The sequence below is a fragment of the Streptomyces sp. NPDC043427 genome (assembly GCF_056436655.1).
Genome location: NZ_JBWKCC010000002.1, coordinates 137,570 through 152,441 on the forward strand (window position 1 = coordinate 137,570; position 14,872 = coordinate 152,441).

Annotated in this window: 10 protein-coding genes and 1 riboswitch; of the genes, 7 read left to right on the plus strand and 3 right to left on the minus strand. The window is 69.0% G+C overall.

The annotated features are described in order from the left end of the window. The first annotated feature begins 135 nt into the window (after window positions 1–135). The 3 genes from AC067M_RS04515 to mctP all read left to right on the plus strand — a co-directional run bounded on the left by AC067M_RS04515 (window position 136) and on the right by mctP (window position 2,940). Complete coding sequence (locus tag AC067M_RS04515) at window positions 136–900, plus strand: GntR family transcriptional regulator (RefSeq protein ID WP_393620348.1); 765 nt, start codon at window positions 136–138, stop codon at window positions 898–900. A 142-nt stretch (window positions 901–1,042) separates the two neighbouring features. After that, the gene (locus AC067M_RS04520; protein WP_478695485.1) at window positions 1,043–1,315 is read left to right on the plus strand and encodes a DUF3311 domain-containing protein; all 273 of its coding nucleotides are present in this window, start codon (window positions 1,043–1,045) and stop codon (window positions 1,313–1,315) included. Further along, window positions 1,312–2,940 (plus strand): monocarboxylate uptake permease MctP, encoded by a 1,629-nt coding sequence (gene mctP, locus AC067M_RS04525; RefSeq protein WP_478695486.1) that lies wholly within the window; start codon window positions 1,312–1,314, stop codon window positions 2,938–2,940. Before AC067M_RS04520 ends, mctP begins: the two co-directional genes overlap by 4 nt. A 134-nt stretch (window positions 2,941–3,074) precedes the next feature. Here mctP and AC067M_RS04530 read toward each other — a convergent pair whose 3' ends face one another. Further along, the gene (locus AC067M_RS04530) at window positions 3,075–6,665 is read right to left on the minus strand and encodes an NACHT domain-containing protein (RefSeq protein ID WP_478695487.1); all 3,591 of its coding nucleotides are present in this window, start codon (window positions 6,663–6,665) and stop codon (window positions 3,075–3,077) included. Between the two features lie 146 nt (window positions 6,666–6,811). Between AC067M_RS04530 and AC067M_RS04535 the strand changes: the two genes are divergently transcribed. The 4 genes from AC067M_RS04535 to AC067M_RS04550 all read left to right on the plus strand — a co-directional run bounded on the left by AC067M_RS04535 (window position 6,812) and on the right by AC067M_RS04550 (window position 12,185). Next, entirely contained in the window at window positions 6,812–7,318 is a 507-nt protein-coding gene (locus AC067M_RS04535) for a GNAT family N-acetyltransferase (protein WP_478695488.1), read from the plus strand. Between the two features lie 52 nt (window positions 7,319–7,370). Further along, window positions 7,371–7,499, plus strand: a riboswitch (cobalamin riboswitch). 121 nt (window positions 7,500–7,620) lie between these two features. Beyond that, window positions 7,621–9,990, plus strand: a complete 2,370-nt coding sequence (locus AC067M_RS04540; RefSeq protein WP_478695489.1) for a ribonucleoside-diphosphate reductase subunit alpha — start codon at window positions 7,621–7,623, stop codon at window positions 9,988–9,990. After that, on the plus strand, window positions 9,990–11,003 hold the full coding sequence (locus tag AC067M_RS04545) for a ribonucleotide-diphosphate reductase subunit beta (RefSeq protein ID WP_478695490.1): 1,014 nt from the start codon (window positions 9,990–9,992) through the stop codon (window positions 11,001–11,003). Before AC067M_RS04540 ends, AC067M_RS04545 begins: the two co-directional genes overlap by 1 nt. Before the next feature lie 219 nt (window positions 11,004–11,222). Next, window positions 11,223–12,185, plus strand: coding sequence for a GlxA family transcriptional regulator (locus AC067M_RS04550; protein WP_478695491.1), 963 nt, complete (start codon window positions 11,223–11,225; stop codon window positions 12,183–12,185). A 4-nt stretch (window positions 12,186–12,189) separates the two neighbouring features. Here the strand turns inward: AC067M_RS04550 and AC067M_RS04555 are convergent, their stop codons facing one another. Next, entirely contained in the window at window positions 12,190–13,560 is a 1,371-nt protein-coding gene (locus AC067M_RS04555; RefSeq protein ID WP_478695492.1) for a bifunctional albaflavenone monooxygenase/terpene synthase, read from the minus strand. Continuing rightward, the gene (gene cyc1, locus AC067M_RS04560) at window positions 13,557–14,666 is read right to left on the minus strand and encodes an epi-isozizaene synthase (protein WP_478695493.1); all 1,110 of its coding nucleotides are present in this window, start codon (window positions 14,664–14,666) and stop codon (window positions 13,557–13,559) included. Before cyc1 ends, AC067M_RS04555 begins: the two co-directional genes overlap by 4 nt. Window positions 14,667–14,872: the final 206 nt, after the last annotated feature.

Sequence of the window (14,872 nt, forward strand, 5' to 3'; positions counted from 1 at the left end):
ACCAGCGAAGGTTGGGGCGGTATACAGAAGAGATCGCGCAAGCGGCGGGGCAGTACCGCCGTATACGTGCCACGATGTGAGCCGCGGCCGACGGTGTGTCGGCCATGTCGGCATTCGGAGCCGGGAAGGCAGGCCATGAGCACCGACGTCAGCAGTGCGGAGAACGAGGCTGGGGCGACCGTCCGTACCGCGCGCGTGCCCAAGTACTACCGCCTGAAGAGGCACCTGCTCGACATGACGGAGACCCAGGCGCCCGGTACGCCGGTCCCGCCCGAGCGGACGCTCGCGGCCGAGTTCGACACCTCCCGCACCACCGTCCGCCAGGCACTGCAGGAGTTGGTCGTCGAGGGCCGCCTGGAGCGCATCCAGGGCAAGGGCACGTTCGTCGCGAAGCCGAAGGTCTCGCAGGCGCTGCAACTCACCTCGTACACCGAGGACATGCGCGCCCAGGGCCTCGAACCCACCTCGCAGCTCCTCGACATCGGCTACATCACGGCCGACGACACCCTGGCCGACCTCCTCGACATCACCGCGGGCGGCCGCGTCCTGCGCATCGAGCGGCTACGTATGGCCAACGGCGAGCCGATGGCCATCGAGACCACCCACCTGTCCGCCAAGCGTTTCCCGGCACTGCGCAGGTCGCTGGTCAAGTACACGTCCCTCTACACGGCGTTGGCCGAGGTCTACGACGTCCACCTCGCGGAGGCCGAGGAGACCATCGAGACCTCCCTGGCCACGCCGCGCGAGGCCGGCCTGCTCGGCACGGACGTGGGCCTGCCGATGCTGATGCTCTCCCGGCACTCGCTGGACAAGGAGGGGCAGCCGGTGGAGTGGGTGCGGTCGGTGTACCGGGGCGACCGCTACAAGTTCGTCGCGCGACTCAAGCGGCCCACGGAGTAGGCACGCCACGCCCGAGCCCTCGTATCCGCAGCTCAACGGCAACATTTGGGGACCGATATGCGGACGGGGGCTTCCGCTGCCGGGACGCCGTCACCTAGATTTCCTGCGCATTACAGGTGATCAGTGAGGGGACGGAGTCACAATGTCAGAATCCCCGGAAGTGAGCCGAGGGCCGGTGGTGACGCCCGTGCGCGTCGTCATCGCCCTCTGCCTCCTCGCGCCCTTCGTGGCGATGCTGTGGGTGGGCTCGTACGCCAAGACAGACCCCGCCTTCATCGGCATCCCGTTCTTCTACTGGTACCAGATGCTGTGGGTGATCCTCTCCACGGCGCTGACCATGATCGCGTACAAGTTGTGGCAGCGTGACCAGCGGGCCCGTGCCGCGGGTTCCTCGGACGGGGGTGCGTCGAAGTGAACGACGGCGTGAACGGCGTCGCGCTCGGCGTCTTCATCTTCTTCTTCCTGGCCGTCACGGTCGTCGGCTTCCTGGCCGCGCGCTGGCGCAGGGCCGAGAACGAGCACAGCCTCGACGAATGGGGCCTGGGCGGACGGTCGTTCGGCACCTGGATCACCTGGTTCCTGCTCGGCGGCGACCTGTACACGGCGTACACCTTCGTCGCCGTACCGGCGGCGATCTACGCGGCGGGCGCGGCCGGCTTCTTCGCGGTGCCCTACACGATCCTCGTGTACCCGCTGATCTTCACGTTCCTGCCCCGCCTGTGGTCGGTCTCCCACAAGCACGGCTACGTGACGACGTCCGACTTCGTCCGCGGCCGCTGGGGCTCGAAGGGCCTGTCCCTCGCGGTGGCGCTGACCGGCATCCTCGCGACGATGCCCTACATCGCGCTCCAGCTCGTCGGCATCCAGGCGGTGCTGGACGTGATGGGCGTCGGCGGCGGCGAGAACACCAACTGGTTCGTCAAGGACCTGCCGCTGCTGATCGCGTTCGGCGTGCTGGCGGCGTACACCTACTCCTCGGGCCTGCGTGCCCCCGCGCTGATCGCGTTCGTGAAGGACACGCTGATCTACATCGTCATCGCGGTGGCGATCATCTACATCCCGATCAAGCTCGGCGGCTTCGACGACGTCTTCGCCAAGGCGGGCGAGGCGTTCAGCCAGACCAACCCCGCGACCGGCAAGCCGCGCGGCGCCCTGGCACCGGCCGAGGCGGGCCAGTGGACGTACGCCACGCTGGCGTTGGGCTCGGCACTGGCCCTGTTCATGTACCCGCACTCGATCACGGCGACGCTGTCCTCGCGCAGCCGTGAGGTGATCCGGCGCAACACCACGATCCTGCCGCTGTACTCGCTGATGCTGGGCCTGCTCGCCCTGCTGGGCTTCATGGCCATCGCGGCCGGCGTCAAGGTGACCAACGGTCAGCTGGCCATCCCGCAGCTGTTCGAGAACATGTTCCCGGCGTGGTTCGCGGGCGTGGCCTTCGCGGCGATCGGCATCGGCGCGCTCGTCCCGGCGGCCATCATGTCGATCGCGGCCGCGAACCTCTTCACCCGCAACATCTACAAGGACTTCATCAAGCCGGACGCGACACCCAAGGAGGAGACACGCGTCTCCAAGCTGGTCTCGCTCCTGGTGAAGGTCGGCGCCCTGGTCTTCGTCCTGACGATGGACAAGACGGTCGCCATCAACTTCCAGCTGCTGGGCGGCATCTGGATCCTCCAGACCTTCCCCGCCCTCGTCGGCGGCCTCTTCACCCGCTGGTTCCACCGCTGGGCGCTGCTCGCGGGCTGGGCGGTCGGCATGGTCTACGGCACGGTCGCCGCGTACGGCGTCGCCTCCCCGACGCAGAAGCACTTCGGCGGCTCGGCGAAGGAGATCCCGGGCATCGGCGAGATCGGCTACATCGGCCTGACGGCGTTCGTACTGAACGTCGTCGTCACGGTGGTGCTCACCTTCGTCCTGAAGGCGCTGAAGGCCCCCGAGGGCATCGACGAGACCAGGCCGGAGGACTACTCGGCGGACGCGGGCGACCCGGGCGTGCAGGTGGAGCTGCCGCCGGCCACCGCGGGCTCCGCTCACTGAAACGCTCCCATAGGGGCGCGGGGCCGCATCGATGCGCGGCTCCGCCCCGCAGGGCGCGATCAACCACGAACAACCCGCAGCGGGCCGCCGACGACAACCCAACGGCGGCCCGCTCCGGTTTCCCCGTCGGCGACCTACGCCCGCGTACGTCGCGCCATCGCATCCCAGAACCCGTCCAGCTCCCGCACCCGCATGCTGACCCAGTGCGGCGTCTTCCTCCGCAGCACCCTGGGAAAGCACCGCCGCAGCCGTCCGGGCAGCAGCGCCTGCTGCTGGCGGCAGAACGGCTCGCGGATCTCGGCCCGGGGCACACTGCCGCGCGGTGGGTACGGGCAGAGCTTGAACTTGCAGTCGGGCAGACAGTTCGAACCCGGTGCGGGCGTGACGGCGGCACCGGCCGGCGCATTGGGCTCCAGCGGCTCACGGTCCGTACGGATGCACGGCGGGAGGGGCATGCCCGGCTGCTCCGCGCGGAGCATCCGGTCCTCGACCTCGTCGGGGTTCCCGTCCCGGTCGACGAGGTTCAGCATGACCAGCACGTCGGCGACGAGGCGCTGGGCGCGCCCGTCCAGCGATCTCCAGCCGACCGATGGCGGGACCCACAGGTTGTGCCGGCTGTGTCCGCCGGTGTGTCTCACACGGGAGCCGATGTTGTCGGCGACGCCCTTCTCGTCGATCCACAGGAAGCGCTCGGGCTGCCCGGTCTCCAGGGCGAGGGCCACCAGGTCTCCCGCCTCGGCGACGAAAGGATGCAGACACTGCCGGGGCGAGTCGCCGTTCCCGGTGTTCACGCCGGGAGGGCCGGGCGCCCGGTTGACCGTGCCGGCCGTCGACAGCCAGCGCTTGACGGTGTCCACGGCGGTCGTTCCGCCGCCCCTGCGAGACGGCGGACCTGACGCATCGCCGTCGTCGTGCACGTGGTGGCCGACGTTTTCCGGGAGTTCCCAGAGGCACAGCGCCTGGAGCAGGCTGAGCTGCGCATACCAGCACCGGGACCGCTGGAGGACCGTCTCCGCCTGCCGGATCAGGTCGGCGCGGCTGCCCCGGTCCGTGTGCGGGTGATGCACGCGCCGGTTGGCCGCGTACTTGAAGCCCTGGGCCAGGGCGGCTTCCAAGGCGAGCGGCAGGTCCGGGGCGCCGCCGACGTGGACCGGGTCGAGGTGGCGCACCCACCTGGCGAGGCGTTCCTGGGCCTCGCCACGGTGGGCTTCGTCGACCGAGCCCACCAGCATGGGGAGGATCCAGGCCCGCATCACGAAGTTCCGGAGCAGGCGAACCCGTTGCGTGCGGTATGCCTCGTTGAGTTCGCGCAGCTTGCCCTGGAGCTGTTCGGTGCGCTCGGACGACGCGGCCCCGGGGGACCCGCGGGCATCCACCTCCTGTGCCGCCTCCTTGGCCCATTCCAGGTACTTCCGCCTCTTGGCGGCTTTCAGGCGTGTGACCGCGCCGTTGTATTCCTGCACGGGATCGTTGTGGAGGCCGAACTTCTCGCGTATCACGGCGAACGCCGCGCTGCCTCCGCTGCCGCACTCCTGGGCGGCGGCGAGGCGTAGGGAGTACGACGGCTCATTGACACCCAGTGTGAAGAGCTGCCAGTACAGTCCACTGGTGTCGGTCCTGTCGGAGACCCTGCGCAGCGCCGCGCCGAGCTGCTTGATCAGCGCCAGCTTGGCGTCGTCGATGGTGCGCGTGTCCCCCTTGATGCCGGTCCAGCAGGAGTGCACCGCGCCCACGATGCGGCCGAGCCGTCCCGGAGACTCCTCCACGCTTTCGACCTCCAGCGCGGCCGCGTAGAGGTCCAGAACCTTCGAATCGTCCGTGCGGTGGCTCGCGGCCGCGCAGAGCCGGTGGGTCAGGGGGCGCCCGTGCAGGGGTGCCTGCCGCACCAGTTCCTCGAGCTCCTTCTTCGCCTCGGCCCGGACGCCGCTTCCCTGAGCCGCGAGCTCCGCCGCCCGCCGACGGGACAGGAACACCAGGGCGACGAGCAACTCACGGCTGGGACCGGGCGGTTGCAGCGCCTGGTCGACCAGTTCTCCGGCGCCCCGCTCGCCCATGGCGGCCAGCATGCGGAAGCCGAAGTACGCCTGGACGATGCTGTGGGGGAAACGGACCTTGCGCTCAAGACCTTCCACCAGCCTGAGCTTGTTCGCGTGGGCCGCGAATCGGGCGAGGACGGCGTGGCACTGGTCCATGCTCGCCTCGCTCAGACGCCTGCCCTCCTCGTCGCCGAGCCTGGCACAGAGCGTGTTCCAGATCCGTTGCCGATGCCACTCGGAGAAGACGTTCACGCGCTTTCCGTACTGGTCGAAGCCGCGCGCCCTGGTCCACAGGTGTTCTGCCCTGGCCGTCGCCCGCCGCACCGGGCCGGGGTGCACGTCCGTGTCGAGCAACTCGGCGAAGCCGACCTCCAGGTTGTCCTGGAGCAGGCCGATGCAGGCCAGGGCGGACACCACTTCGACGGTGTCGAGGCGCTCCTGCCGGCTCAGCGCGACGTCCTCCCGCAGCCGGCCCTCGCACAGCCTGCGTTCCCACCTCTCCAGCAACTGCAGCCGCAGCATGCTGCGGTCCCGGCCGGAGACGTCCAGAGGCTCCGGGTCCTTCGGGTTCAGGAGGCCGTTCTGGTGCAGTTCCCGAACGATCTGGAGGTAGATGGGTGATTCGGTGACCTCCGCCGATTCCACGATCCTGTCCAGGTACTGCTCGTCGCTGCCCGACGCGCGTGCCTCGACGAAGTGCAGGGCCTCCTCCTCGCTCAACGGTTCCAGCTCCACGATGGCGGCGGGGGTGCTCTCCAGGGGGCTGTGCGGCCGCGAGGCGATGACCAGAGGCAGCTTCTCTTTGTGAGCGCGCTCGATGGCACGGCGGATGATGTTGTCCCGGTTCTGCTGGAGACCGTCGTCGAGGAGCGCCTCTTCCAGGCCGTCGGCGATGACGACCGGTTTGTCGTCGGCGAGCAGTTGCTGCCAGACCCGATCGATCTTGGTGCGTGCCAGGGTCCCCTGGGGCGTCTCCTCGGCGAAGCGCCGCTTGGCCATGCGCTCGAAGTTCAGGTCGGCCTCGCCGGCCGCGTCCCTCAGCCGGATCGGCACGGGCACCGCGTGCTGCTGGGCCAGCAGTTCGGTGAGCCGCACGAGGACGGCGGTCTTCCCCACGCCGACGCCGCCGACGAGCAGGTAGGGCCGGCGGGTGTCGCGGTCCCGCAGCCGTTCGGCGATGACCTCGGCGACCTCGTCGCGGCCCACGATGTCGTCCGTGTCCTGGCCGGCGGTGAGCACCAGTTGACCGGGTCTCCTGCGTGCCTTCCCGAGGTAACGCCGCTTGGTCCAGCCGTACCAGCAGAACAGGAAGAGCGCGGCGGCGATGGATGCGGTGAGTACGGGACCGACGAAGCGGAGGAAGGCGTCGAACCCATCGTCCTTCCGCAGGTCCTCGAAGCCGGTCGACTCGCCCGTGATCAGGATGTACAGGCCCTCTCCGCACCAGGCAAGGACCGCGAGCACGGCGATCAACCAGACAATCCTGGTCGCGTTGCCGTAGGAGAACCCGGTCCGCCACTTCTTGGGCCGGGTGGTGCCGCGCCGGGCCTCCAGACGGATCGTCAGGGTGTGCCAGCGGCCGACGAGGACGCTCCGGACCCGGTTCCCCGCCCGCCTCAGACCCAGCGTGGCCATGGGCGCGTTGCGCGGCCGCTCCTTGCCGGGCGGGCGACGGACGACATTCGTCATCGTGCGTGCTCCCTCCGAGAGCGTTCTCGGGGCGGAGGGCTCCGCGGGCGCCGGCGCCTACTTCCATGGAAGCACTCTCGGGCCGCCCCGCAACCGGTGCGGACATCGGGGGTTCGCTGTCGAACGCGTCCGGCAGACTCGGCCCCATGGACATCATCATCCGGCAGGTGGAACCCCGCGAGTACGACACCGTCGGCGAGATCACCGCACAGGCCTACCTCCAGGACGGCCTTCTCGACTTCGGGGAGAGCGACGCGTACCTGGGCGAGTTGAGGGACGTGGCCAAGCGGGCCGCGGCCGCCGAGGTGCTGGTCGCGGTGGAGCAGGGGCGGGTGCTCGGCGGAGTCACCTTCGTGCCGGACGGCGGCCCCATGGCCGACATCGCCCGGCCCGGCGAGGCCGAGATACGGATGCTCGCGGTCGCGCACACCGCGCGTGGGCGTGGTGTCGGCGAAGCTCTCGTACGGGCCTGCGTCGAGCGGGCGCGCGCCGTCGAGGGCTGCACCGGCATGGTCCTCTCCACCCAGGCCACCATGCACACCGCCCACCGCATCTACGAACGCCTCGGCTTCACCCGCACCCCGGAGCGTGACTGGAACCCGATTCCGCACCTCGACGACATCACTCTCCTCACCTATGAGTTGACGCTGTGAAACCACGGCAACACAACATCTGGGGGTGACACCGCAGCCCGGCACAAGATGTATGCTCATGCTCGCTGTCGCCGCAGGGGAATCCGGTGCGAATCCGGAACTGTCCCGCAACGGTGTACTCATGCGCGTATGCCCGCGTATGAGCGTCAGTCCGAGGACCTGCCGACAGCGCGCCCGGCCCGTCCGGTCCGGGTGCCCGACGTCCGGGCCTCGTGGAGTGGGTCGGTGGACGCGACGCCGCGTGCGCTCGTGCTGCCCCCTGCCCTCCGCCAGGCCCCGTGCCGAGCGAGGGAGAGCCCCACGTGACCATCGCGCCAGCCGAACCGGCTTCAGCGACCGAGCTGGAGAACGACGGTCCCGGTGCCGCACTGCTGCGGACCCTGACCGAGCTGACCGCCGACCTGCCCGACGCCGACCCCGGCCGGGTCGCCGCCGCCGCTTTGCGGGGCCGGTCGGCGCGGGCCGACGAGGCGGAGCTGCGCCAGCTGGCCACGGAGGCGGCCGCCGGCCTCATCTCCGAGGACCCCGTCTACTCCCGGCTGGCCGCGCGCCTGCTCACCATCTCCATCCGTGCCGAGGCCGCCTCCCAGGGCGTCACGTCCTTCACCGGGTCCGTGGCCGTGGGGCACCGGGAAGGCCTCATCGCCGACCGCACCGCGGAGTTCGTGCGCGTGCACGCCGACCGGCTCGACGCCCTCGTCGACACCGGCGCCGACGACCGCTTCGGCTACTTCGGCCTGCGCACCCTGCACAGCCGCTACCTCCTGCGGCACCCCCTCACCCGCAAGGTCGTGGAGACCCCGCAGCACTTCATGCTCCGGGTGGCCGCGGGCCTCGCCAAGGACGACAGTCCCCGGTCCGTCGACGAAGTCGCCGCGCTCTACGGGCTCATGAGCCGCCTCGACTATCTGCCCTCCTCCCCCACGTTGTTCAACTCGGGCACCCGGCACCCGCAGATGTCGTCCTGCTATCTGCTCGACTCCCCGAAGGACGAGCTGGACTCCATCTACGACCGCTACCACCAGGTGGCCCGCCTGTCGAAGCACGCCGGCGGCATCGGTCTCTCGTACTCCCGGATCCGCAGCCGCGGTTCGCTGATCCGTGGCACCAACGGGCACTCCAACGGCATCGTCCCGTTCCTCAAGACCCTGGACGCCTCCGTCGCCGCCGTGAACCAGGGCGGCCGGCGCAAGGGCGCGGCCGCGGTCTACCTGGAGACCTGGCACTCCGACATCGAGGAGTTCCTGGAGCTGCGCGACAACACCGGTGAGGACGCCCGCCGTACGCACAACCTGAACCTGGCGCACTGGGTGCCGGACGAGTTCATGCGCCGGGTGAACGCCGACGGCCAGTGGTCCCTCTTCTCCCCCGCCGACGTGCCCGAGCTGGTCGACCTGTGGGGCGAGGAGTTCGACGCCGCCTACCGCAAGGCGGAGGCGAACGGGCTCGCCAAGAAGACCCTCCCCGCCCGCGAGCTGTACGGCCGCATGATGCGCACCCTCGCGCAGACCGGCAACGGCTGGATGACCTTCAAGGACGCGGCCAACCGGACGGCCAACCAGACGGCGCTCCCGGGCCATGTCATCCACTCCTCCAACCTCTGCACAGAGATCCTGGAGGTCACGAACGACGGGGAGACCGCAGTCTGCAACCTGGGGTCCATCAACCTCGGGGCTTTCGTGGACAACGGCGACATCGACTGGGAGCGGCTGGACGCCACCGTCCGCACGGCCGTCACCTTCCTCGACCGCGTCGTCGACATCAACTTCTACCCGACCGAGCAGGCCCGCCGGTCGAACGCGAAGTGGCGGCCGGTGGGCCTGGGCGCGATGGGCTTGCAGGACGTCTTCTTCAAGCTGCGCCTGCCCTTCGACTCCGCCGAGGCCCGTGAGCTGTCGACCCGACTCGCCGAACGCATCATGCTCGCCGCGTACGAGACGTCCGTCGACCTCGCCCTGGGCCACGGCCCGGCACCGGCCTTCGAGAAGACCCGCACCGCCATGGGCTGGCTGCATCCCGACCACTACGACGTGAAGCTGACCTGGCCGGAGCGCTGGGAGGCGCTCCGCGACGAGATGGCGATCGGCGGCCTGCGCAACACCCTGCTCCTCGCCATCGCCCCGACCGCGACCATCGCCTCCATCGCGGGCGTGTACGAGTGCATCGAGCCGCAGGTGTCCAACCTGTTCAAGCGCGAGACTCTGTCCGGGGAGTTCCTCCAGGTCAACTCGTACCTGGTGAAGGACCTCAAGGAGCTGGGCGTGTGGGACGCCCGCACCCGTGAGGCGCTGCGCGAGGCCAACGGCTCGGTGCAGGACTTCGCCTGGATCCCCGAGGACGTACGAGCCCTGTACCGCACGGCGTGGGAGATCCCGCAGCGCGCCCTGATCGACATGGCCGCCGCCCGCACCCCGTTCCTGGACCAGGCCCAGTCCCTGAACCTCTTTCTGGAGACGCCGACCATCGGCAAGCTCTCCTCGATGTACGCGTACGCCTGGAAGTCGGGTCTGAAGACGACGTACTACCTGCGCTCGCGCCCGGCGACCCGGATCGCCCGCGCGGCCCAGGCCCAGGCCCAGCCCGAGAAGACCATCCCCGTCCAGCAGGTCGCCGACCCCGACGCCGTCGCCTGCTCCCTGGAAAACCCCGAGTCCTGCGAGGCCTGCCAGTAATGACCAGCGAAGCCAAGAACCTGCTCGACCCGGGCTTCGAGCTGACTCTGCGCCCCATGCGCTACCCGGATTTCTACGAGCGCTACCGGGACGCCATCAAGAACACCTGGACCGTGGAGGAGGTCGACCTCCACTCGGACGTCGCCGACCTCGCCAAGCTCAGCCCCGCCGAGCAGCACCTCATCGGCCGTCTGGTGGCGTTCTTCGCGACGGGCGACTCGATCGTCGCGAACAACCTGGTGCTGACGCTGTACAAGCACATCAACTCCCCCGAGGCGCGCCTGTACCTGAGCAGGCAGCTCTTCGAGGAGGCCGTCCACGTCCAGTTCTATCTGACGCTCCTGGACACCTACCTCCCCGATCCGGAGGACCGGACGGCCGCCTTCGACGCCGTGGAGAACATCCCCTCCATCCGCGAGAAGGCCGAGTTCTGCTTCAAGTGGATCAACGAGGTCGAGAAGCTGGACCGGCTGGAGACCCAGGCCGACCGCCGCCGCTTCCTGCTCAACCTGATCTGCTTCGCCGCGTGCATCGAGGGCCTGTTCTTCTACGGCGCCTTCGCGTACGTCTACTGGTTCCGCAGCCGGGGTCTGCTGCACGGTCTGGCCACCGGCACCAACTGGGTGTTCCGTGACGAGACGATGCACATGAGCTTCGCGTTCGACGTCGTGGACACCGTCCGCAAGGAGGAGCCGGAGCTGTTCGACGACGAGCTGCGGCAGCAGGTCACCGACATGCTCCGGGAGGCCGTCGAGGCCGAGCTGCAGTTCGCGCGCGACCTGTGCGGTGACGGCCTGCCGGGCATGAACACCGACTCGATGCGCCAGTACCTGGAGTGCGTCGCCGACCAGCGCCTCACGCGCCTGGGCTTCGCCCCGGTGTACGGCTCGGAGAACCCCTTCTCCTTCATGGAGCTCCAGGGGGTTCAGGAGCTGACCAACTTCTTCGAGCGGCGCCCGTCGGCGTACCAGGTCGCGGTGGAGGGGACGGTCGACCTGGACGAGGACTTCTGAGGCTCCACGGCCTCGGCTTCTCGCAACTGGCGGTCGATCCGGCGCTCGCGGGCCAGTCCCACGAGCGCCGGGCCGGCCAGGAGGACGAAGAGAACCAGGACGGTCACGTAACCACTGAGTGAGTTCATGCGGTAAGCATCGTGCGCGAAGAACACTCATGACAGTGGCAGGACTGCCGCACACCTTCAAATTCCTGCCACCCTCGGGCACACTGCCGACATGCTGAAGAACGTGGCCGCCGTCCTCCTCGACGGCGTGCACCCTTTCGAACTGGGTGTCGTCTGCGAGGTGTTCGGCATCGACCGCAGCGACGAGGGCCTGCCCGTCTACGACTTCGCCGTGGCCTCGGCGGAGGGCCCGACCCTGACCACGCCTGCGGGCTTCTCCATGGTGCTGGAGCACGGTCTGGAGCGGCTGGAGAGCGCCGACCTGATCGCCGTACCGGCCGGGGAGACCTACGCGGTGCGCGCCTATCCGCCGGAGCTGCTGGAGGCGCTGCGCGCGGCCGTGGACCGGGGAGCGCGGGTGCTGAGCGTCTGCTCCGGGGTGTTCATGCTGGCGGCCGCCGGACTGCTCGACGGCCGCCGCTGCGCGGTGCACTGGCGGCACGCCGAGGAACTGGCCCGGCGCCATCCGCGGATCACCGTCGAGCCGGACGTGCTGTACGTCGACGCCGACCCGGTGATCACCTCGGCGGGCACCGCGGCCGGCATCGACGCCTGTCTGCACATCGTGCGCAAGGAGCAGGGGCCGCAGGTCGCCAACAGGATCGCCCGGCGCATGGTCGTACCGCCGCACCGCGACGGCGGCCAGGCCCAGTACATCGAGCGGCCGCTGCCGCGTTCCTCCTGCGACACGGTCGGTGAGGTGCTCGCGTGGATGGAGCGCAACCTCCACGAGGAGGTCACCGTCGAGCAGCTCGCCGCCCGCGCCCACATGTCCCCGCGCACCTTCGCCCGCCGCTTCCAGCAGGAGACCGGCACCACTCCCTACCGCTGGCTGCTGCGGCAGCGCGTGCTGCTGGCCCAGCATCTGCTGGAGGCGACGGACGAGACGGTGGACGCGATCGCCGGCCGGACGGGGTTCGGTACCGCGGCCGCGCTGCGCCACCAGTTCGTACGGACGCTGGACACGACCCCGAACGCCTACCGGCGCGCGTTCCGAGGACCTCAGGCCGCCTGACGCCTCACCTCGGCACCGGTCGCAGCAGCAGCTGGTGCGGACGCAGCGTGATGCCGACCCGGGTCGCGTCGTTGGAGCCGGGCACCTGCTCCAGGCGGTACCGCGTCGCCACGGCCGCCGTGATCAGAGACAGTTGCGCCATCGAGAAGTGGTCGCTCGGGCACTTGCGGTTGCCCACACTGAAGGGGCTCATGGCGTACTTCGGAACGTCCTTCACCCGTTCCGGGAGCCAGCGGTCGGGGTCGAAGTCGAGGTGGTCCGCGTAGGAACGCGCGTCGCGTTGGATCGCGTAGGGGCTGTAGACGATGTCGGCCCCGGCCGGAATGCGATACCCGCCGAGTTCGGTGTCGGTGACGGCCCGACGGGTCAGAATCCATACGGCGGGGCGCAGTCGCATGGCCTCGACGACGACATTGTTGGTGTGGGTGAGCTTGCGGACGTCCTCGAATGCCACAGGACGTCCTCCGGTCACCGATTGCACCTCCGCGCGCACCTTGTCCGCGTGTTCCGGGTGTTCGGCGAGGACCTGGAGCAGCCACATGATCGTGGATGCGACGGTTTCGCTGCCGGGGGTGACTATCGCGACGACCTGGTCGTGGATCTCCTGTTCCCCGATGGGGTCGCCATTGTCGTCCTTGGCCTCCAGCAATGCCGTCAGCAAATCGTCCGGCTTTTGACCGGATGCGCGGCGCTCGGCGACGATCTCGTCGACCAGGAGATGCAAATCGGCCAGGGCTCGGTTGAATTCACGGTTGGCCGGCAGGGGCAGCCGGTACAGCGGCCCGAGGGGAATCACCATCCGCTGGTACATACCGCGGAAGACGGTGGCGAGGGCGACGCACAGCCGCTCGGCCCGCTCGTCCATGTAGTCGCCGCGCAGCAGACAGCGGGCCGCGATGCGTACGGCGATGCGGAACGACTCGGAGGTGCAGTCGATCGTCTCGCCGGCCGTCCAGCGCTCGGTCAGCGCGTGCGCCTCCTCCTCCATGATCGGCCCGTAGGCGGGGATCGCGTCGAGTTTGAAGGCGGGCTGGATGGTGCGGCGCTGGCGCCGGTGCCGGGGGCCGTTGGCGGTGGCCACGCCCTCCTTGCCGAGCAGGCCTTCCAGGGATTCCCACAGCGGCCCGTCGATCTTGTAGTCGGGACTCAGCGCGAGCGCGCCGGTGAGGGCGGGCGTGGTGACGGCGTACACCGTCTTCGGGCCGAGCTTCAGGCGGACGACGTCTCCGTGGTCGCGCAGCCGGGACATGAACGCCAGCGGGTCGCGGGCCAGCTTCCAGCCGTGGCCGAGAAGCGGAACTCCGCCACCCGCGAGGGGTGGCTCCCGTAGCTCCGGCATGCGTGGTTCCACGGGCTTCACGGACTCGACGGTCATTTCTCACCTGCCGCTTCGTTGTTGACGTACGGGGGCGTGGACCGGTCGTCCCAGCTGTCGACCATGTAACGGCCGGACTCGTGGTGGAACCAGTAGACGGAACTGAACCAGTTCCGCATGTTTCCCAGACAGGCGCGCACGGCGGCGCCCAGTTCCTTTCCCCGCACCGTGCCGTCGTCGAGGCCGTCGGCGAACCGTAAGGCTTCCCGTTCGGCGAGCAGGAATTCGGTGATGCACTCGTCGACCCGTCGCCTGATTTCCTCGACCGCCTGTTCCAGGGTCAGTCCCTCATGGGTGACGAGACTGATTCCGAGATTGTGCACCTCGTCGCCCGCTATTTCCTTGGGGAGCGAGCAGAGGTCGTTGTACCAGGCGGCGAATTCCTGACTCAACAGCGCCGCCCGTCGATATGACGGGTGTTTTCGCACGGCGTCCGGGAGTTCGCATCCCGCGCTCGGCTCCAGCAGATCCGTCCAGATCCAGTGCGCGAAGGTGAGCCGGCGCAGCGCGAGATATTCCTCGACCGTCGGGATGATCCCCTCTCTGCGGTTGTGGAATTCCCGGTCGTAGGCCTCGATCACGGCGTGGAAGTGCCGGGCGAACCGCTCGTTCCACGTCCGGGGCAGGAACGAGTACAGCCTCACCATGCTGTCCGCGAACCCGGCGACCAGCGGGTCCTCGTGATGCAGATGGGGCCGTGGGGAGTCGAGGGCCCTGTGCAGCCTGGATTTCAGGCGCCGCCAGGCCGCTGGTCGGTCGTGCACGATGTCGCGGTCATGGCGGTCGTCCCAGACGAAGAACCACGCGCTGTAGTCCCCGATCGCCTGGAGGACCTCATCCGGGGCGCCGAGGTAGTACCCCGCCATGAGGTCGGTGTAGCACAGTCCATCGGCATATTCCGCCACCTTGTCCGCGGGCATCAGCCGTTTTTCCAGGAGCCAGGTGCGGGTCTTCTCCTGGAGCCTTGGCCAATACTCATGGAGTCGCCGAGGAAAGGCGGCCTCGATCACCGGAAGAGAGAGCGAGGGTGGGACCGCCACCACCGTCGCCGTCGAAGTGGTGCTGTACGCGGTGCTGTAAGTGGTGCTGTGTGGGAAAGCAGGCACGAACTACCCCTCTCAGCCGCCCGTGGCCGCACGCCCCTCCGCTGTGCCGGGCGTGCGCCGTTGCGTATCCGCCACTCCTATTCAGCCCTACAACTGACCACTCGGGGAACGGATTTGCACCATTCACTACCCCACAGTGCCGAGAATCCCCCTTGCCTGACTGGTTCTGGATCAACTAGGAGCCCGGGAAACGATCGAACGTGCGA

Excerpts from the sequence above, each read along its gene's own strand:
- AC067M_RS04555 (WP_478695492.1), bottom strand. The coding sequence starts at position 13,560 with ATGACCGTCGAGTCCGTGAAGCCCGTGGAACCACGCATGCCGGAGCTA.
- AC067M_RS04530 (WP_478695487.1), bottom strand. The coding sequence starts at position 6,665 with ATGACGAATGTCGTCCGTCGCCCGCCCGGCAAGGAGCGGCCGCGCAAC.
- AC067M_RS04545 (WP_478695490.1), top strand. The coding sequence starts at position 9,990 with ATGACCAGCGAAGCCAAGAACCTGCTCGACCCGGGCTTCGAGCTGACT.
- AC067M_RS04520 (WP_478695485.1), top strand. The coding sequence starts at position 1,043 with ATGTCAGAATCCCCGGAAGTGAGCCGAGGGCCGGTGGTGACGCCCGTG.
- AC067M_RS04535 (WP_478695488.1), top strand. The coding sequence starts at position 6,812 with ATGGACATCATCATCCGGCAGGTGGAACCCCGCGAGTACGACACCGTC.
- AC067M_RS04515 (WP_393620348.1), top strand. The coding sequence starts at position 136 with ATGAGCACCGACGTCAGCAGTGCGGAGAACGAGGCTGGGGCGACCGTC.
- AC067M_RS04550 (WP_478695491.1), top strand. The coding sequence starts at position 11,223 with ATGCTGAAGAACGTGGCCGCCGTCCTCCTCGACGGCGTGCACCCTTTC.